The organism is Halobacillus ihumii, assembly GCF_902726645.1.
Lineage (GTDB): Bacteria > Bacillota > Bacilli > Bacillales > Halobacillaceae > Halobacillus_A > Halobacillus_A ihumii.
Genome location: NZ_CACVAO010000001.1, coordinates 1,514,965 through 1,535,518, shown reverse-complemented (window position 1 = coordinate 1,535,518; position 20,554 = coordinate 1,514,965). Strand labels below are relative to the sequence as shown.

The 20,554-nt window shown below is 45.5% G+C and carries 15 protein-coding genes and 1 pseudogene; 15 read left to right on the top strand and 1 reads right to left on the bottom strand.

Going from position 1 to position 20,554, the window contains the following annotated elements:
- Nucleotides 1-88 precede the first annotated feature (88 nt).
- The 8 genes and pseudogenes from G6R08_RS07775 to icmF all read left to right on the top strand — a co-directional run bounded on the left by G6R08_RS07775 (nucleotide 89) and on the right by icmF (nucleotide 11,584).
- The gene (locus G6R08_RS07775; RefSeq protein ID WP_163527459.1) at nucleotides 89-2,221 is read left to right on the top strand and encodes a heterodisulfide reductase-related iron-sulfur binding cluster; all 2,133 of its coding nucleotides are present in this window, start codon (nucleotides 89-91) and stop codon (nucleotides 2,219-2,221) included.
- 144 nt (nucleotides 2,222-2,365) lie between these two features.
- A complete protein-coding gene (locus G6R08_RS07770) occupies nucleotides 2,366-3,553 on the top strand; it encodes an acetyl-CoA C-acetyltransferase (protein WP_163527458.1) in 1,188 nt (395 codons plus the stop codon).
- Between the two features lie 12 nt (nucleotides 3,554-3,565).
- A complete protein-coding gene (locus G6R08_RS07765; RefSeq protein ID WP_163527457.1) occupies nucleotides 3,566-4,417 on the top strand; it encodes a 3-hydroxybutyryl-CoA dehydrogenase in 852 nt (283 codons plus the stop codon).
- A gap of 21 nt (nucleotides 4,418-4,438) precedes the next feature.
- Nucleotides 4,439-5,584 carry an acyl-CoA dehydrogenase gene (locus G6R08_RS07760; protein ID WP_163527456.1) on the top strand — a complete coding sequence of 382 codons (1,146 nt, stop codon included), beginning with the start codon at nucleotides 4,439-4,441 and terminating at the stop codon, nucleotides 5,582-5,584.
- Nucleotides 5,585-5,599: 15 nt separating this feature from the next.
- Nucleotides 5,600-6,738 (top strand): annotated as a pseudogene (locus G6R08_RS07755) (acyl-CoA dehydrogenase).
- Between the two features lie 21 nt (nucleotides 6,739-6,759).
- Nucleotides 6,760-7,692, top strand: a complete 933-nt coding sequence (gene meaB, locus G6R08_RS07750; protein ID WP_163527455.1) for a methylmalonyl Co-A mutase-associated GTPase MeaB — start codon at nucleotides 6,760-6,762, stop codon at nucleotides 7,690-7,692.
- Between the two features lie 2 nt (nucleotides 7,693-7,694).
- On the top strand, nucleotides 7,695-8,324 hold the full coding sequence (locus tag G6R08_RS07745; protein WP_163527454.1) for a TetR/AcrR family transcriptional regulator: 630 nt from the start codon (nucleotides 7,695-7,697) through the stop codon (nucleotides 8,322-8,324).
- Between the two features lie 14 nt (nucleotides 8,325-8,338).
- Nucleotides 8,339-11,584: a fused isobutyryl-CoA mutase/GTPase IcmF gene (gene icmF, locus G6R08_RS07740; protein WP_163527453.1), complete on the top strand. Its 3,246-nt coding sequence runs from the start codon at nucleotides 8,339-8,341 to the stop codon at nucleotides 11,582-11,584.
- 285 nt (nucleotides 11,585-11,869) lie between these two features.
- Here the strand turns inward: icmF and G6R08_RS07735 are convergent, their stop codons facing one another.
- Entirely contained in the window at nucleotides 11,870-12,187 is a 318-nt protein-coding gene (locus G6R08_RS07735) for a hypothetical protein (RefSeq protein WP_163527452.1), read from the bottom strand.
- A gap of 286 nt (nucleotides 12,188-12,473) precedes the next feature.
- On the opposite strand from G6R08_RS07735, the gene rpoE reads away from it, so the two are divergent.
- The 7 genes from rpoE (at nucleotide 12,474) to glpX (ending at nucleotide 20,416) form a co-directional block, all read left to right on the top strand.
- On the top strand, nucleotides 12,474-13,013 hold the full coding sequence (gene rpoE, locus G6R08_RS07730; protein ID WP_163527451.1) for a DNA-directed RNA polymerase subunit delta: 540 nt from the start codon (nucleotides 12,474-12,476) through the stop codon (nucleotides 13,011-13,013).
- A 155-nt stretch (nucleotides 13,014-13,168) separates the two neighbouring features.
- Nucleotides 13,169-14,779: a CTP synthase gene (locus G6R08_RS07725; protein ID WP_163527450.1), complete on the top strand. Its 1,611-nt coding sequence runs from the start codon at nucleotides 13,169-13,171 to the stop codon at nucleotides 14,777-14,779.
- 260 nt (nucleotides 14,780-15,039) lie between these two features.
- Nucleotides 15,040-15,408: a response regulator gene (locus tag G6R08_RS07720; protein WP_163527449.1), complete on the top strand. Its 369-nt coding sequence runs from the start codon at nucleotides 15,040-15,042 to the stop codon at nucleotides 15,406-15,408.
- A 787-nt stretch (nucleotides 15,409-16,195) separates the two neighbouring features.
- Complete coding sequence (fba, locus tag G6R08_RS07715; RefSeq protein ID WP_163527448.1) at nucleotides 16,196-17,059, top strand: class II fructose-1,6-bisphosphate aldolase; 864 nt, start codon at nucleotides 16,196-16,198, stop codon at nucleotides 17,057-17,059.
- Between the two features lie 101 nt (nucleotides 17,060-17,160).
- Nucleotides 17,161-17,802, top strand: a complete 642-nt coding sequence (gene fsa / locus G6R08_RS07710; protein WP_163527447.1) for a fructose-6-phosphate aldolase — start codon at nucleotides 17,161-17,163, stop codon at nucleotides 17,800-17,802.
- Between the two features lie 69 nt (nucleotides 17,803-17,871).
- Nucleotides 17,872-19,158 carry a UDP-N-acetylglucosamine 1-carboxyvinyltransferase gene (locus G6R08_RS07705; RefSeq protein ID WP_163527446.1) on the top strand — a complete coding sequence of 429 codons (1,287 nt, stop codon included), beginning with the start codon at nucleotides 17,872-17,874 and terminating at the stop codon, nucleotides 19,156-19,158.
- Between the two features lie 292 nt (nucleotides 19,159-19,450).
- On the top strand, nucleotides 19,451-20,416 hold the full coding sequence (glpX, locus tag G6R08_RS07700; protein ID WP_163527445.1) for a class II fructose-bisphosphatase: 966 nt from the start codon (nucleotides 19,451-19,453) through the stop codon (nucleotides 20,414-20,416).
- Nucleotides 20,417-20,554 lie beyond the last annotated feature (138 nt).

Below are 20,554 nucleotides of genomic sequence, written 5' to 3'. Positions count from 1 at the left end.
TATAAGATTCAGAAAATTGACAGGGTTCCGAATTGATAATGGGGAGGCGGTTCGGAATCTTGCAGACTAACTTAGAGGGGGAGAACAGATGAATCCTTTGTTACTCGCAAATTGGATTTTATTCCTGGGGGTTACGATATACGGATTATATCTATTTGTTCGTGTGGTTCGTACACGGATTGCCTATATCCAGATGGGGAAGAAAGTCGAATTTGATGGGCAGATTAAACGACGCCTTCAAAAAATATGGATTTACGTGTTTGGACAGAAGAAGCTGTTAAAGGATAAGAAATCGGGAGCCATTCATGTCATGATGTTTTATGGCTTTATCCTCGTCCAATTTGGGGCGATCGATTTCATTTGGAAGGGACTGGCTCCAGATTCCCACTTACCGCTGGGTCCGCTTTATCCAGGCTTTACCTTTTTTCAGGAACTGGTGACCTTAACGATTCTTGTTGCGGTGATATGGGCGTTTTACCGTCGTTATATTGAGAAGCTTGTTCGTTTGAAACGCGGTTTCAAAGCAGGACTTGTTCTTTTATTTATCGGACTTCTAATGGTTTCAGTACTTATCGGAAATGGTATGGCGTTAATTTGGCACGGGCATGAAGGCGCATGGACGGAACCTGTTGCGACCATTGTTGCAAACGCTTTCGCATGGATGCCGCCAGCAGCCGCCGCCAGCGTGTTTTTCGTCATGTGGTGGATTCACTTATTAGTTCTCCTTACATTCCTTGTTTATGTGCCTCAATCGAAGCACGCACACTTACTCGCTGCACCGGTCAATGTATTCTTAAGCCGTGAGGGTCCTCCTGCAAAGCTTTCAAAGATTGATTTTGAAATCGATGAGGACACGGATGAAGAAGATGTTTCCTTTGGGGTTGGAAAAGTAGAAGATTTCAACCAGCTGCAAATGATCGACTTCTATGCGTGTGTCGAATGCGGACGTTGTACTAATGTTTGTCCAGCGGCGGGGTCTGGAAAAATGCTTTCGCCAATGGATTTACTTGTGAAAATTCGTGACCACTTAACAGAAACAGGGGCAGCCGTTACAGGCAAGGCTCCATGGGTACCTTCTTACGCTTTTGCCTCAACTGAAGGCAATACATTGGCCAAAATGGCCGGCTCACAAGGCGGAGATGAAGCGGCTGCAACTACAGAAGCGGCATCAAGCAAGAGTTTAATCGGTGATGTGATTACCGAAGAAGAACTGTGGGCTTGTACAACATGCCGTAACTGTGAAGACGCTTGTCCGGTGATGAATGAACATGTTGATAAAATCATCGATCTGCGCCGCTATCTTGTTTTAACCGAAGGAAAAATGGATCAGGATGGCCAGCGTGCAATGATGAACATTGAACGCCAGGGGAATCCTTGGGGACTTTCTAAGAAAGAACGTGCCAACTGGCGTGAAGCGGATGAGGAAGTAACGATCCCAACCGTTAAAGAACTGAAGAAGTCAGGCGAAGAGTTTGACTATTTGTTCTGGGTAAGTTCTATGGGCTCATATGACAACCGCAGCCAGAAGATCGCCATGGCTTTTGCAAAGCTGATGAATCAAGCAGGCATCAAGTTCGCTATTCTCGGCAATAAAGAGCAGAACTCAGGCGATACAGCACGCCGCATGGGGAATGAATTTTTATTCCAGGAACTGGCTGAGAAGAATATTAAAGAGTTTGAAAAGCATGATGTGAAGAAGATTATTACCATTGATCCGCATGCTTACAATATTTTTAAAAACGAATATCCAGATTTCGGCTTTGAAGCTGAGGTGTACCACCATACAGAAATGCTTTCAGAGTGGCTGAAAGAAGGCAAGTTGAAACCTGAAGCAGAGGTCAATGAAACGATTACGTATCACGATAGCTGCTATCTTGGCCGTTACAACGAAGTGTACCAGCCGCCGCGCGAAGTTCTTGAAATGATTCCAGGCGTGAAAGTGGTGGAGATGAACCGAAACCGCTCAAACGGGATGTGCTGTGGAGCTGGCGGCGGGATGATGTGGATGGAAGAGAAATCCGGAAACCGCATGAACGTAGCTCGGACAGAACAGGCATTGGCTGTAGAGCCGACGATGATATCAAGTGGCTGTCCATTCTGCTTGACGATGCTTTCTGATGGGACGAAAGCGAAGGAAGTCGAGGAGCAAGTCAGCACAATGGATATTGCAGAAATTTTAGCGAAATCTATTTTTCCAGAGAAGGTAGAGAAGTCAGCGTAACCGAATGTTCTATTTCTACGCGGTAAATCGCATGTAATCGAGGAAAGTGTACAAATAATCATGTACACTTTCCTTATGAAAAGAGATTGAGCGAGCGTTCAATCACCGTTGAAAGCGTTAACAAGCTAAAGGAGGAAATTAATAATGACAAAGACCTTAATTGTAGCAGGTGCACGTACACCGTTTGGAAAGTTTGGAGGAGGATTAGCTCCACTAACTGCCGCACAACTAGGCGGAATTGCTATCAAGGCTGCTTTAAAAAAAGCTGACGTTTTACCGGAAGATGTAAAGGAAGTCATTATGGGGACAGTACTGCAGGGCGGACAGGGGCAGCTGCCTTCACGCCAGGCTTCCCGCGAAGCCGGCATTCCCTGGGATGTTAAAACGGAAACAGTCAATAAAGTGTGTGCCTCAGGAATGCGCAGTGTGACGATGGCTGATCAGTTCATTCGCTTAGGGGAAGAAGACGTCATTGTAGCCGGCGGAATGGAGAGCATGAGCAATGCACCATACTTTATGCCAAAAGCACGCTGGGGCTTGCGTATGGGAGACGCGGCTGTTAAAGACATGATGGTGCATGACGGTCTGACTTGTTCCTTTGAAAACGTTCATATGGGCAGTTACGGAAATCGCACGGCCAATAAATTTGAGTTAACACGGGAGGCGCAGGATGAGTGGGCTGCTCGCAGTCATTCGCGTGCCCTTGAAGCAACTGAAGATGGCAAGCTGGCTGAAGAAATCGTTGCTGTTGAGGTACCGCAGCGTAAGGGTGATCCGGTTGTTGTCGATACGGATGAAGCGCCGAGAAAAGGAACAACGGCTGAAAAGTTAGCAAGGCTGCGTCCTGCTTTTGACAAAGATGGAACGATTACAGCAGGGAACGCACCGGGTGTTAATGATGGAGCGTGCGCGATGGTGCTTATGTCTGATGAAAAGGCACAGCAGGTTGGAGCAGAAACACTTGCCACTATTCTAGCCCATGATGAGGTGGCTGTTGAGGCTCATGATTTCCCGGAAACACCAGGGCTCGTCATTAATAAATTGCTGAAAAAAGCGGGTAAATCGCTTGAAGAGATTGACTTGTTCGAAGTCAATGAAGCATTCTCAACAGTCTCTCTGGCAAGCGGAAAAATCGCCGGGCTGGATCCGGAAAAAGTAAATGTTAACGGTGGGGCTGTGGCACTAGGACACCCAATTGGAGCAAGCGGGGCCCGTATCATACTTACATTAGCACATGAATTGAAGCGCCGCGGCGGCGGTCTCGGCATTGCAGCGATCTGCTCTGGAGGCGGCCAAGGAGATGCCGTATTAATTGAAGTACCGAAACAGTAAGGGGGAGTCTACATGTCAATTAATCAAGTAATGGTCATCGGTGCCGGACAAATGGGGGCAGGTATTGCTCAAGTGTTCGCACAGTCTGGCCTGAACGTTAAATTAAACGATATGAACGAAGAAGCACTGCAGAAAGGAATTGCAGGGATCGAAAAACGTCTGCAGCGTGCCGTGGATAAGGGAAAGCTAACGGCCGATCAGCAAGCGAATGCCAATGAACGGCTTACAGGTTCGACTGATCTAAACGATGCATCTGATTGTGACCTCGTGATTGAAGCTGTCGTTGAAAACATGGACGTGAAGACCAAGGTGTTTCAAAGTCTTGATACCATCACTCCTGCTCATGCCATTTTGGCAACGAATACATCATCTTTACCGATTACTGAAATCGCAGCAGCGACCAGCCGTCCATCTCAGGTGATCGGAATGCATTTCATGAATCCGGTGCCAGTTATGAAGCTTGTCGAGATTATCCGTGCGATACAAACAAGTGATGAAACCTATCAAACGATTGAAGAAATGACAGAGAAGCTTGATAAAACGCCTGTTGAAGTTAGTGATTTTCCGGGATTTGCCGCCAATCGGATATTAATGCCGATGATCAATGAGGCTATTTTCGCTTTACATGAAGGAGTGGCTTCTGTTCAAGATATCGACAAAGTAATGAAGCTCGGCATGAACCATCCAATGGGACCACTTACATTAGCTGACTTCATTGGGCTTGATACTTGCCTGTATATTATGGAGGTTCTTCACGATGGATTTGGCGATAGCAAATACCGTCCATGTCCATTGCTTCGACAATATGTGAAAGCTGGCTGGCTCGGTAAGAAGTCAGGTCGAGGATTTTACAGCTACGAATAACAGGCGAGGGAGAGAACGAGTATGAACCTGCAGTTTACAGATGAACAGCAAATGATGCGGAAAATGGTTCGTGATTTTGCTGAAAAGGAAGTGGCTCCAGCTGTTGAACGGATGGAAGAGGAAGACCGTTTTCCCATTGAATTGATTCAGAGGATGGGAGAGCTCGGTTTAATGGGCATCCCCATCCCCGAACAGTACGGCGGAGCTGAAATGGACTATACGTCCTACATTATTGCGATTCATGAAATTGCGAAAGTAAGTGCAACACTTGGCGTGATCTTATCGGTTCATACCTCTGTTGGCACCAATCCGATCCTTTACTTTGGAACAGAAGAACAGAAGCAAAAGTATATTCCTAAATTAGCTTCAGGAGAATATTTAGGGGCATTCGCTTTAACCGAACCAAGTGCCGGTTCTGATGCCGGCAGTTTAAAGACGCGTGCTGAAAAACAAGGAGATCATTACCTGTTAAACGGGTCAAAAGTGTTCATAACCAATGGCGGCGAGGCAGATACCTTTATCGTATTCGCTCGTACCAACCGTGATGAGCAGCGAGGCAATGGTGTTAGTGCGTTTATTGTTGAACGTGACACCCCGGGATTTTCTATCGGGAAAGCGGAGAAGAAGATGGGGCTGCATGGATCGAGTACGGTTTCGCTCAACTTTGATCAATGTAAAGTTCCTGCCTCTCAGTTGCTGGGTGAAGAAGGGGCAGGATTTAAGATTGCACTTGCCAACTTGAATGTCGGCCGAATCGGAATTGCAGCCCAGTCGCTTGGAATTGCTGAAGCTGCGCTTGAGCATGCCGTGGCCTATGCGAAGGAAAGAGAACAATTCGGGAAGTCGATTGCGAAGCATCAGGGGATCTCGTTTAAACTTGCGGATATGGCGACAGATGTAGAAGCTGCCAAACTATTAGTCTATCAGGCCGCCACGCTGGAAGCTGCTGGTGAGAAATGCGGCAAACAAGCATCGATGGCCAAACTATTTGCCTCAAAAGCGGCTGTTAACACAGCAATAGAAGCTGTTCAGGTACACGGAGGCTATGGTTATACAGAAGATTATGCGGTGGAGCGCTTTTTCCGGGATGCGAAGGTTTGTGAAATCTATGAAGGAACGAGCGAGATCCAGCGAATTGTAATCGGCAATCATTTATTAAAGGATTGAACAGGAGGAACAACAATGAATTTCAAGCTGACAGAAGAACAAGAAATGCTTAGGAAAATGGTGCGTGATTTTGCCAAGAATGAAGTCGAGCCGACAGCGGCTGAACGTGACGAAGAAGAACGCTTTGACCGCGAGATTTTTGACAAAATGGCAGAACTTGGATTAACCGGCATCCCATGGCCAGAAGAATATGGCGGGATTGGCTCGGACTTTATCAGCTATGTGATTGCTGTTGAGGAACTGTCCCGTGTATGTGCGTCAACGGGGGTAACGTTATCCGCCCATATTTCCCTATGCAGCTGGCCAATTTATAAATTCGGAAACGAAGAACAGAAGAAAACGTATTTGGCTCAGCTTGCTTCAGGGGAGAAATTGGGTGCTTACGCGTTATCAGAACCGGGTGCAGGAAGCGACGTCTCCTCAATGCGCACGCAAGCTAAGGTTGATGGCGACCATTACGTGCTAAATGGTAATAAAGTGTGGATCACAAATGGCGGAGTCGGTGATATTTATATCGTGTTTGCTAAAACAGATCCAGACGCGGGCAGTAAAGGGGTCAGTGCTTTTATTGTGGAGAAAGGTACTGATGGGTTCACGTTTGGGAAGAAAGAGAAAAAGCTCGGAATTCGTTCTTCTCCGACAACAGAGCTGATTTTCGAAAATTGCCGAATTCCTAAAGAGAATTTACTCGGGCAAGAAGGAGAAGGCTTTAAGATTGCGATGATGACGCTTGATGGCGGACGTAACGGCATTGCAGCCCAGGCGCTCGGCATTGCGCAAGGCGCGCTTGATGAATCTGTCAACTATGCGAAAGAGCGTGAACAGTTTGGCAAGCCGATCGCTAAGCTGCAAGGAATTTCCTTCAAGCTGGCGGATATGGCGACAGAAATCGAAGCAGCGCGTCTATTAACTTATCAAGCTGCTTATTTGGATCTGAAGGTGAGCCTTATGCGAAGGCGTCCGCCATGGCGAAATTGTATGCTGGTGATGCAGCAATGCGCATTACGGTAGAGGCCGTACAAGTTCACGGAGGTTATGGCTATACGAAGGATTATCCGGTGGAACGCTACATGCGTGATGCGAAGATTACCCAAATCTATGAAGGTACCAATGAAATTCAGCGTCTCGTGATCGGACGTATGGTGACACAGTAAGAGAAAGGAAGGCCACTTGTCATGCACCCATTAGCTGAACGGATTAAACAAAAAGATATGCGAGCTCTGGCGCGGGCGATTTCGATGGTGGAAAGTGATCATCCTGACAAACTAGCTTTAATGAGTGACATTTTTTCCATAAAAAAAAGTGCCCATTACATCGGGATCACTGGTTCTCCAGGGGCAGGGAAAAGCTCACTCATCAATCGGCTGCTCACGCATTTGAGAAAACAAGAGCTTACCGTCGCGGTTATTGCTGTTGACCCGACGAGTCCGTTTAGCGGCGGGTCTTTGCTTGGGGATCGAACACGCATGAATCAACATTTTCTCGATCCGGGCATTTTCATACGCAGCATGGCAACGCGCGGAAGTTTAGGGGGTCTGGCGCGGGCGACGAAAGATGCAATCCGTGTATGTGATGCCTATGGGTTCGATGTCATTTTAGTGGAAACGGTCGGGGTCGGTCAGTCGGAGCTTGATATTATGAAGGTCGTGGATACTACAGGACTTGTACTCACCCCGAACAGCGGGGATGTGCTGCAAATTTTCAAAGCAGGAATTATGGAAATCGCGGACCTGTTTATTATCAATAAAGCCGATCTGCCCGGGGTCGTTAAGCTGAAAGCTAGTTTAGAAGAATATATGATGATCGCGGATCCTAAGGGTTGGCGGCCGCTCATCGTCCGAACGGTTTCCACGGAAAACAAAGGGATGGAAGAGCTTTGGGACGGTGTATCCCGCCACCGCTCGTATTTATATGAAACCGCTCAAGGGGAAAAAAGGCGCCAACAGCAGCTTCAACTTGAAGTCTATGAGTTGATCCGTGAAGAGATTTGGCGTGAAGTGAAGGAGCATGTGGAGGGGGATCAGGAGAAATTGCACGCAGTCAGTGATCCTGAAGCTGATCCATATAAGCTCGCACGCTCCTGGTATCAACAATGGAAGGGTGGCTGAATATGACAAAGAAACAAGTACCCTCTTCAATAAAGGACGAAGCTCTCGTTGAAAAACGGCGTAAGCAAATGGTCAAAGGGGCGGTAACGCTTTTTACTGAAAAAGGTTTTCACAAAACGACGACCCGCGAAATTGCTAAAGCTTCAGGATTCAGCATTGGGACCTTGTATGAGTACATTCGCAAAAAGGAAGATGTTCTGTTTCTCGTTTGTGACTCGATTTATGAACGAGTGAAAGAGCGGATGGAAAGCTCCATTGATCAAAACGAAACGAGTGTCGACAATCTCGTCTGTGCTATTCGTTCTTATTTTTCCCTGATGGACGATATGCAGGATGAAGTTGTAGTAATGTATCAGGAGGTTAAATCGTTATCAAAAGATGCTCAGGATTATGTCCTGCGTAAAGAACGTGACATGGTAGCGATGCTTGAGAAAGTGATCATGAACAGTCTTCCTGTTCCATTGCCGGAAGGGGATACAGCACTTGTGGCTAATAATATCTTTGTGCAAGGGCAGATGTGGGGATTCAGACGCTGGATGCTGCAGCGGACCTTTACACTGGAATCCTATACAGACAGACAAATACATTTACTGCTTCAAGGGCTGAACGTCCAGGAAAAGAATTTATCCTAAGGAGGAGAAGCATAATGGAACAACCGCACGTTTATCAAGCGAAAAATCCGGTGCGCTTTGTAACGTCATCGAGTTTGTTTGACGGACACGATGCATCGATTAATATTATGCGCAGAATTTTACAAGCAACAGGGGCTGAGGTCATACACCTTGGACATAACCGCTCCGTAGAGGAAGTCGTCAACGCGGCGATTCAGGAAGATGCCCAGGGGATCGCCATTTCGTCATACCAGGGCGGCCACGTCGAATACTTCAAATATATGGTCGATCTTTTAAGAGAAAAAGGAGCCGGCCATATTCGTGTGTACGGCGGCGGAGGAGGTGTCATTCTTCCGCGGGAAATCAAGGAACTTCATGATTACGGCGTTGCTCGTGTGTTCTCACCAGAGGATGGTCGGGAACTTGGATTGCAAGGCATGATCAACACGATGATCGAAGAATGTGATTTTCTGCCGCCGCTTGACGTCAAAGAAGCAGTGAACGATTTGAGAAACGGAAGTCATCAGGCAATGGCACGCTTTATTACCTATGTCGAAAATACACCAAAGCAAGAACGGGAAGCTGTGGCAGCGTTTGAAACCGCTGTTGAAGAGACGACCGAGAAGACCATTCCTGTGCTCGGAATTACCGGAACAGGCGGAGCGGGAAAGAGTTCTCTGACGGATGAATTGATCCGTCGTTTCATTAACGAAGTTCCGGATAAGAAAATTGCAATTCTGTCTGTTGACCCGACGAAAAAGAAAACAGGCGGCGCCCTGCTTGGGGACCGAATTCGTATGAATGCGATTTTTAACCCACGCGTTTATATGCGCTCACTCGCTACTCGTGATGCGCGCTCTGAGTTATCCCAATCGATTGAAGAAGCAATACAGGTTGTGAAAGCGGCTGGTGTTGATTTTGTCATTGTTGAAACGAGCGGAATCGGGCAAGGTGATGCCGCGATCACTGACATTACTGACCTGTCCATGTATGTGATGACAGCTGAATTTGGTGCGCCTTCACAGCTTGAGAAAATTGATATGATCGACTTTGCCGATTTTATTGTCATTAACAAATTTGAACAAAAGGGATCAGAGGATGCACTCAGCCAGGTGCGTAAACAGTACGAACGCAGTCATATGCTGTTCCATCAGGACGTAACAAAATTCCCTGTGTACGGCACGATTGCCAGCCAGTTTAATGATCCAGGAACGAACACACTTTTTGCTGCAATCATCGATAAGTTGAACGAAACATATGAGTGGCAGGATGATACGTCCTTTGAACGTGTCGATAAAGTAGAAAAGCAAAACGTAATAATTCCAAATGAGCAGAAGCAGTATCTACGTGATATTGCACTGGCGGTGCGCGATTATCATAAACATACAGAGCAGCAAGCCGATCAGGCACGCAAGCTTTACCAGCTTAAAGGCACAATTGACTTGCTGGAAGATGGTGAACATAAAGCCAGTATCGAGCGGTTAGTGGAAGATTATGAACGCAAACTGGACCGTGAGTCGAGTGAAAAACTTGCAGATTGGGATGATCTCCACGAGCGTTATAGTGGCGAAACCTACACCTTTAAAGTGCGTGATAAAGAAATTACCATGGACCTGACAACGGAAAGTCTATCAGGAACGAAGGTGCCTAAAGTGGCCCTGCCTGCCTACAATGACTGGGGTGACCGTTTAACGTGGCTGTTGCGTGAAAACGTTCCAGGCGCCTTCCCGTTTACGGCCGGCGTTTTTCCGTTTAAACGAAAAGGGGAGGATCCGAAGCGTCAGTTTGCAGGTGAAGGGACTCCAGAACGTACGAACCGCCGTTTCCACTACTTGTCAGAAGGCGATGATGCGAAACGGTTAAGTACAGCGTTTGACTCGGTAACCTTATACGGAGAAGATCCTGATGAACGTCCGGATATTTACGGAAAAGTCGGCGAAAGTGGTGTGAACATTTGTACACTCGAGGATATGAAAAAGCTGTATGACGGCTTTGACCTTGTTGACCCGACAACCTCTGTATCGATGACGATCAATGGTCCGGCTCCGATCATTCTGGCGATGTTTTTCAACACAGCGATTGATCAGCAGTTGAATAAGTTTACCGAAGAAAATGGACGCGAGCCAAATCAGGAAGAAGCAAAGCAAATCAAAGAGGAAACGATTCATGTGGTGCGTGGTACAGTGCAGGCGGACATTCTAAAAGAAGACCAAGGTCAGAATACTTGTATCTTCTCGACAGAGTTTGCTTTAAGAATGATGGGCGATATTCAGCAGTACTTTATCGATCATGAGGTACGCAACTATTACTCTGTGTCGATTTCCGGCTACCACATTGCCGAAGCTGGTGCGAATCCGATCACCCAGCTTGCGTTTACGCTGGCAAATGGGTTCACGTATGTGGAATACTATTTAAGCCGCGGCATGGATATTAATAAATTCGCGCCAAACTTGTCCTTCTTTTTCTCAAATGGTCTGGATCCGGAATATACCGTCCTTGGCCGTGTAGCCCGAAGAATCTGGGCGATTGTTATGAAAAATAAATACGGTGCCAACGAACGCAGTCAGAAGTTGAAGTATCATATTCAAACATCCGGCCGTTCGCTGCATGCACAGGAAATTGACTTTAATGATATTCGTACAACATTGCAGGCCTTAATTGCCATCCAGGATAATTGTAATTCACTGCACACGAATTCCTATGATGAGGCCATTACTACGCCGACAGAGGAATCGGTAAGACGTGCGATGGCGATTCAGATGATCATCAGCAAAGAGTTTGGCTTAACGAAAAATGAAAACTCCTTACAGGGTGCTTATATCATTCGTGAACTGACTGACCTTGTTGAGGAAGCGGTTCTGCAGGAGTTTGAACGAATGAATGAGCGCGGCGGTGTGCTCGGTGCCATGGAGCGTCAGTACCAGCGTGGTAAAATTCAGGAAGAATCTCTGCACTATGAAGGGAAGAAGCATTCCGGGGAGCTGCCGATTATCGGGGTGAATACGTACTTGAATCCGAATCCGCTGACAGAAGATGATATTAATTCTATGGATATTGCGCGTGCTGATAAGGAAGAAAAAGAGCACCAGATCACAGAATTGCGCAACTTCCAGAAGTCTCATGAAGATGTGGCTTCAGAGGCATTGAATCGTTTGAAAGCAACGGCAAGCGGCGGAGGCAACGTTTTTGCTGAATTGATGGAAACGGTAAAAGTTGCGAGCCTTGGGCAGATTACAAATGCTCTCTATGAAGTAGGCGGCCAGTACCGTCGTAATATGTAAATGCGGTCCTGCACTGCTTTATGGTAGGCGGGTGCGGGCCGGATAAATTAAGAGTCCAGCCGTTTTATTGCGGCTGGACTCTTATTGGTTGAACTTACTGTACTTTTCTCGCTTTTGCTTGATAAGTTTTGAAGCGGAGCAGATTATGAGGGCATTCGACATCTGATTTTATGCATAATAGATTAAGCGCATAAATAAGGCGCAAACCCTCTCGAAGTTAAGATAGAGGAAGATCGGTTAAGAACGGCGTCGAACTACCCCGCGTCCTGTGGGGCATGTGGGGCATTAATGACTGCCTCCGACACCGTCGTCATCATGAGCTTGATTGATTTCTACTATGTATGGATGTGAGATTCCATACCATTCATATGAAACTTCATAGTTTTCGCCGGGTTTTAAGATCATCCATGTACTGGGGTTCTTAACTTTTAGTTTCTGGTCATCTACTGTTATGAAATAACCATTGTCCTCATGAGTTTTCTCTGTCAAAGTTGCTTCAGCCAGGTGTTTTTCGTGAATCATACCGTAGTTCGTAAAAACCCATATGCCAAGGACTACAGCAATGATTGAAAATAATACCCAGTCAAAAGGGTGCTTTTCCATACCGTCATTTCTCCTTTGTATCCTATCTTTCTCTATTTTACGATAAATATGAAGGAACTCCAAGAGATTGAAGCGCAAGCAAACTGCCTCTTGGTGATATACATATCCTTCCACCTCAGGTCATCCAGAATCTGGATGACCTGAGGTGGAAGGATAATCCAGTTGGGTGCAGGTGTGATTTGATTTTTGTTGTGGCTGAACATATAATGGTTGGTATGATTAAATGTTATCCGTATGTCTATGATGTAATGTATAGATTATTTGATGAGTAAAGGAGTGCTGGATTATGAGTGTAAAAGAACTTAGTAAAGACCAGATTGAAGAAATTTCAATGATTGACTTTGCAACATTGATTTTGAAAGAGAAGAGAGAAGCAATGGATTTTAATGATATTTTTGATCGCATTTCTTCGTTGAAAGGATTCACTGAAGCTCAGAAAGAAGAATATATAGCTCAGTTTTATACTGACTTAAATGTCGACGGTCAATTCATGACTATTGGAACGAACAGATGGGGGCTGAAAAGCTGGTACCCTGTAGAACAGTTAGAAGAGGAAATTGCCAGCCTTCCGCAAAAGCGTAAAAAGAAGAAGAAGAAAAAGAAACCTTCCAAGCTGCTTGAAGATGAATTAGGAGCGGAAGGATACGATGACAACGATGACGATCTCGAGGATGACATCGAACTGACGGATGAAGACCTGGACCTTGATGATGACGATGATTACGAAGGTGACTACGAAGAAGACGATTTAGATGAAGAAGAAAAAGAGATCGTGGATGAGGATGTCAGCTTTGTTGGTGATGAAGATAAGGAAGATGAATCCTAAGGTTGACTTTCAAAGTACAAATCAGTAATATTTTACTTGGGCTCTTTAAATTTAGTTTGAACGTTCAAACGCTCCCCTGGATAGGGGAGCGTTTTTTTATTTTTTTCTCCCCCTGTAAATACTACTAAGATGATCAGTTTATAAAAGAAAGAGGGATGATTGTGGCTACGAAATATATTTTTGTCACAGGCGGTGTAGTGTCTTCTCTTGGAAAAGGGATTACAGCAGCTTCGCTTGGCCGTTTATTAAAAAACAGAGGATTAAAGGTAACGATTCAAAAATTTGATCCATACATTAACGTTGACCCGGGGACGATGAGCCCTTACCAGCACGGTGAAGTATTTGTGACCGATGACGGAGCGGAAACAGATCTTGACCTTGGTCATTATGAGCGTTTTATTGATATAAATCTCAATAAATTCAGTAATACAACGACAGGGAAAGTGTACTCAAACGTTATCAAGAAAGAACGTCGAGGAGATTATCTTGGCGGAACGGTACAAGTAATCCCTCATATTACAAATGAAATTAAAGAACGTGTTTTTCGTGCAGGACACGAGACAAATGCCGATGTTGTGATCACGGAAATTGGCGGTACAGTCGGTGATATTGAATCCCTTCCTTTCTTGGAGGCAATTCGTCAAATTAAGAGTGACATTGGCCGCGAACATGTGATGTATTTGCACTGCACACTCGTCCCTTATTTGAAGGCAGCGGGAGAAATGAAGACAAAGCCGACACAGCACAGTGTGAAGGAACTTCGCTCACTCGGTATCCAGCCTGATGTTGTAGTGCTGCGTACTGAAATGAAAATCTCAGAAGAAATGAAAGAGAAAATTGCTTTGTTCTGTGATATCGATAAACAAGCCGTCATCGAAGCAGGCGACGCAGATACGCTTTATAACGTCCCGATTGAATTGCAGGCGCAAAATCTGGACGAACTGACTTGTAAGCATTTTGGCTGGGAAACAGAAGAGCCGGACATGACAGAGTGGAACAAGCTCATCGATAAAGTGAAGAATTTAACAGGAAAGGCTACTATTGGTCTAGTTGGAAAATATGTTGAACTCCCTGATGCGTACATTTCTGTAGTGGAAGCCTTGAAACATGCCGGCTATAGCTATGATACAGATGTTGAGGTAAAATGGGTCAATTCTGAACAAGTTACGGATCAAAACGTCCATGAGGTACTGGGAGATGTAGATGGAATTCTAGTGCCTGGCGGGTTTGGAGACCGTGCTATTGAAGGGAAAATCACTGCGATCCACTATGCCCGTAAAGAACGTGTCCCGTTCCTTGGTATTTGCTTAGGCATGCAGCTGGCTACGGTGGAATTTGCTCGCCATGAGCTGGGGCTGACAGGTGCACATTCAGCTGAAATTGATCCAGCTACACCGCATCCAATTATTGATCTTTTGCCAGAGCAGAAGGAATTAACGGACCTTGGCGGTACGCTCCGCCTTGGAATTTATCCTTCCCGCCTTAAGGAAAATACTAAAGCTATGGAAGCTTATGGAGAAGAAGTAATTTATGAGCGTCACCGCCACCGGTTTGAGTTTAATAACCATTACCGGGAACAGATGGAAGAGCGTGGTTTCATATTCTCTGGTACGAGTCCAGATGGCCGTCTAGTGGAAATTATCGAAGTGGAAGACCACCCTTGGTTTGTCGCTAGTCAATTTCATCCAGAATTTAAATCGCGCCCTACTCGTCCGCAGCAGCTCTTCCACGGTTTTATCGGTGCAGTGATTAACGAAAAATTATAAACCCTAGAGGGGCAAGCTAGTGAAGCTTGCCCTTTTACATACGATTTATAAATTACCAATAATTGCAGGAGTTTATATGTCGAATATAGAATTATTAAGATTAGAGAAAGAATTAGTATGGGGTAAGAGGGAGTAATAGTATAGCGGGGCATTCCGCAGACATGAACTTTAAACGGCTTTTTCGCCTTTTTCTGAATGAAGAGCCGTTTAAAGTTCGTGTCTCGGAAGCTTGCTCAGTAAAAGAAGGGCTGTGAATACCTATGACAAGTAAGATCCTCATTATTGACGATCAACCTGGAATCCGAATGCTGCTAGAGGAATTTCTTAAAAGTGAAGGATATGAAACCATTAGTGCCAAGACAGGAAAACAGGCTTGTGAACAGGTAATGGAGCATCACCCAGACTTGATTCTAATGGATTACAATTTGCCTGTAATGAGTGGAGGAGAAGTGCTTAAATATCTAGAGCATCAACAAGTTGATAAGCCGGTTTTTATCATGACAGGCCTTTCAGAAAGCTCTATTGAAGGGGATACAAACTATTCCTTTGTTAAGCATGTTATTTCTAAACCATTTGATATTCATCAAATTCGTCAAATGATTGCGGACTGTCTTGTAAGCGAATACTAAACGAGGGCCGCTCCGTTTGTTGATTTGAGTAAGGTTCCGTATTTTAATAAGAGAAGGGGGGATGGGGAGATGGGGAGACCACTCGCTTTCCACGAGCCCCACAGGACGTGCCGGTTTTAGTCGAATTTCCCTGATGGCCGTTCATAGTCGAACTTCTGCTATCGCGGTTTTAGCCGAACTTCTTAGAAAACCGGCAAGTCTCTTCGGTCTAAGACCTCTGGGGTCTCGCAGTCCCCTCCCCTATTTCGTTGAGCAACGGAACCATCTTAATAAAAATTCGTGGTTATACTAGGGAATAGTAGCTTCAACGAATATACTCGTCCATGAATGGTCTTGGATTGTGCCTGCAATGGTAGAGATCCGTTCCCTTCTTCTTTTTAGAAAGGTGGGAGGGAAATGGCGAGACTCCTGTGGGAGGATCGTACAAGGTGAGGTCCCGGAAGGCGCAGCCTGAGGAAGCTCACCGTACGCCCACGGAAAGCGAGTTATTTCCCCTCCCACCTTCGCCTCATCGACATAATAGAACGGTTGAATTCTTTAATCTTATAAAATATACCTCTTCTAAACCATTAAATTGTTAATTTCTTCTTTAGATGGAATACGAATAATTACTTCCCAAAATCTTTTTTTAGTTGAAAGCGCTATCTCATCCTTGGAGTGTTGCACCTTAGAAAGGGTATTGGTATTCTTATTAATGTGGCTTACTTATACGACATATTTTTCAAAAAGATAAATTGAAGATATGGGAGTAAATACTAGACGTATTTTCATTAAAGGAGGATCTTTCATGCCGTTAGTTTCTATGAAAGAAATGCTAGAAAAAGCTAAGGAAGAACGTTACGGAGTAGGACAGTTCAACCTTAATAATCTGGAATATGCTCAAGCGATTCTTCAGGCTGCTGAAGAAGAGCAATCCCCTGTTATCCTTGGAGTATCTGAGGGTGCTGGACGTTACATGGGCGGATTTAACGTAGTGGTGGCTATGGTTAAATCACTTATGGAATCTTATGGGACAACTGTACCTGTTGCAATTCACTTAGATCACGGTTCAAGTTTTGAAAAGTGTGCAGAAGCGATTCACGCTGGATTCACTTCTGTTATGATCGACGCGTCTCATGATCCGCTGGAAGAAAACATCGCTCTTACGAAAAAAGTGGTTGAGCTTGCTCATATCCACGGTGTATCTGTTGAGGCAGAACTTGGCCGTGTAGGCGGTCAAGAGGACGACCTTATCGTAGAAGATGCTGAAGCAGCTTACGCGATTCCTGCGGAGTGTAAACAACTTGTTGATGAGACGGATGTGGATGTATTTGCACCTGCTCTTGGATCCGTTCATGGACCTTACAAAGGTGAACCGAACCTTGGCTTCGACCGCATGGAAGAAATTATGGGCCTTGTTGACAAACCACTTGTACTTCATGGTGGAACAGGCATCCCAACTGATGATGTTAAAAAGGCAATCTCTTTCGGTACAGCAAAAATTAACGTAAATACAGAAAACCAAATTTCTCAAGGTAAAGCGGTACGTAAAGTTCTTGCTGAACAGCCGGAACAATACGATCCTCGTAAATACTTGGGACCTGGCCGTGACGCCATCAAAGACACCGTTATTGGCAAAATGCGCGAATTTGGTTCTTCTCAAAAAGCATAAAGATAGTGTTCAAGGAAGCCGTTACACCGTAACGGTTTCCTTTTCAACATGTATGAAAACGCCACCATTCTACAATTTTCGACAAGGAGGAACTTATTACTATGAAGTTTTTTATCGATACGGCTAATATTAATGAGATTAAAGAAGCGAATGCGTTAGGAGTAGTTGCAGGGGTCACCACTAACCCAAGTTTAGTCGCAAAAGAAGGGGTTTCTTTTCACGAACGCCTGAAAGAAATTACCGAAGAAGTGGATGGGTCAGTCAGTGCAGAAGTTATTTCGCTCGATTCAGAAGGAATGCTTAAGGAAGCCAAGGAGCTGGCCGCGATTGCCCCTAACATTACGGTGAAGGTTCCTATGACTTTAGAAGGGCTGAAGGCTGTCAAAGCTTTAAGTGACCTGAATATCAAGACGAACGTTACACTCATTTTCTCAGCTAACCAGGCTTTACTTGCTGCACGAGCTGGTGCCTCTTACGTTTCACCATTTCTAGGACGTCTTGATGACATTGGTCAAAACGGAATGGAGCTCGTAGCTCAAATTGCTGAAATTTTCGATCGTCATGCGATTGATACGGAAATTATCGCAGCTTCCGTGCGTCATCCTGTTCATATAACGGACGCAGCCCTGAATGGAGCGCACATCGCAACAGTTCCATTTAAACTCTTTGATCAACTTGTCAAGCATCCTCTGACTGACCAAGGTATTGAAAAATTCCTTAATGACTGGAATAATCAAAAATAATACGAGTCATTTGGCAAAAATTGCACATGATAAAGATATAATCTTTACCTTTAAAGTGAGGAGTTTCCCATGAGAAAACTACTAGTAGAAGGCGGCACCCGCTTACGCGGACAAGTACGTGTAAGTGGTGCGAAGAACAGCGCCGTAGCTCTATTACCTGCTGCGATTTTAGCGAATTCCAAAGTAACAATTGAAGGACTTCCAAACATTTCAGATGTAGGAACGTTGTCTGATTTGCTTGAGGAAATAGGAGGGACCGTTCATCGAGATGGGCAGACGATCGAAATCGACCCTTCTAAAATGATCTCAATGCCGCTTCCAAACGGCCGCGTGAAAAAGCTGCGAGCCTCTTATTATTTTATGGGAGCGATGCTAGGCCGTTTCAATAAAGCGGTGATTGGACTGCCGGGCGGATGTCACCTTGGACCGCGTCCAATTGACCAGCATATTAAAGGATTTGAAGCTCTTGGGGCTGAGGTGTCTAACGAACAAGGTGCGATTTATTTGCGTGCCAAAGAATTGCGCGGAGCTAGAATTTATTTAGATGTGGTCAGCGTAGGCGCCACCATCAATATTATGCTGGCAGCCGTGAAGGCCAAAGGGAAGACAACCATTGAAAATGCGGCCAAGGAGCCAGAGATCATTGATGTAGCCACCTTGTTAACGAGCATGGGTGCGAAAATTAAAGGTGCCGGGACGGATGTGATTCGGATTGAAGGAGTCGATGAATTAAACGGCTGCCTGCATACGATTATTCCGGATCGGATTGAAGCGGGCACTTATACGATCATGGCTGCAGCTCAAGGAGAAGAGATGATTATTGATAACGTCATCCCGCAGCACCTTGAATCACTGCTGGCCAAGCTTCGTGAAATGGGTGTAACGATTGAGGAAAACGACGAACAGCTTTATATCAGACCTGGTGAAAAAATGAAGAGTGTCGACATTAAGACACTCGTTTACCCCGGATTTCCGACTGATTTACAGCAGCCCTTTACTACTTTGCTTACGAAAGCGGAGGGAACTGGTGTCGTTACCGATACGATCTATCAAGCCAGGTTCAAGCATGTCGATGAACTGCGCCGCATGAATGCTTCGATCAAAGTTGAGGGAGGAGCTGCGATTGTAGCTGGTCCGTCAAAACTTGAAGGAGCCAAAGTGAAAGCCTCTGATTTGCGGGCAGGAGCTGCTTTAGTTATCGCAGGGTTAATGGCCGGCGGTGTAACTGAAATCACTGGCGTAGATCACATAGAACGTGGTTATGAAAACATTACGAACAAGCTGGTAGAGCTTGGCGCCAATATCTGGTATGAAGAGATGTCAGAAGAAGAAGTCGAGCAGTTTCAGAATTCATAAGAAAAGCGGAAGCGCCCGAGATAGAGGAAGTTCGACTAAGTTCGGCACGTCCTGTGCCAACGTCGAACTGACCCGCGTCCTGCGGGCCCAAGCAGAGCGGCGCAGCGAGGTGGTCTTCCCTCGCGGAGGCGAACTGCTTATGTCTCGAGTGTCTGGGCGCTGCAGCTAGACAGTAGAAAAGCGGATACCACGCGTCTTATGGAGCATTTGCTAATGTTGAAAGCCCCCCGCGTCTTGTGGGGCCATGGGGAGATGAGGAAAAATTCTAAATAGAGAATGGGGAGAATGAACCATGGAAAGAAGTTTATCAATGGAATTAGTCAGAGTAACCGAGGCAGCAGCTTTATCATCAGCTCGCTGGATGGGAAGAGGCAAGAAAGACGAGGCTGATGATGCGGCCACCTCTGCCATGCGTGACGTTTTTGACACCATCCCGATGAAAGGAACCGTTGTAATCGGGGAAGGCGAAATGGACGAAGCGCCGATGCTTTATATTGGGGAGAAGCTAGGAAATGGCTTCGGTCCAAGAGTGGATGTAGCTGTAGATCCACTTGAAGGAACAAACATTGTCGCGCAGGGAACGTGGAATGCGCTGGCTGTCATTGCGATTGCTGACCACAACCAGCTATTACATGCCCCGGATATGTACATGGAAAAGATTGCTGTTGGACCAGAAGCTGTCGGAAAAGTTGATATAAACTCATCGGTAGCTGAAAACCTTGCTGCCGTGGCTGAAGCGAAAAATAAAGATGTGGAAGATGTAGTAGCGATCGTCTTGAATCGGAAACGACATGAAGGTATTATTGAGGAAATTCGAGCAGCAGGTGCTCGTATTAAGCTGATTTCTGATGGAGACGTGGCTGCTGCGATTAATACGGCTTTTGACGATACAGGTGTCGATATTTTATTCGGTTCCGGCGGAGCACCTGAAGGGGTACTCGCTGCTGTTGCGCTTAAATGTCTTGGCGGAGAAATCCAGGGAAAACTCATTCCTTCCAATGAGGAAGAACGCAACAGATGTAAGGACATGGGAATAGAAGATATCAACAAAGTATTATACATGGAAGACTTCTGCGGCGGGGACGATGCCATCTTCGCAGCCACAGGAGTAACTGACGGAGAACTTCTTCAAGGTGTCCAATTTAAGGGACAGAAGGCAACCACCCAAACGGTTGTCATGCGAGCTAAATCCGGAACGGTTCGTTTTATCGATGGAGACCATAGTTTGAAGAAGAAACCGAACTTAGTGATTAAATAGCAGGATAAATGGGGAAGCTGAAGATATTCAGTTTCCCTACCCTACTTTTTGCCCTCTGAACGACTTGCCAAAAAAACCTCTTGAACCAATGTGATTACTAGATGTACAATAAGGTAGGTTTCTAACAATAAAGAATCA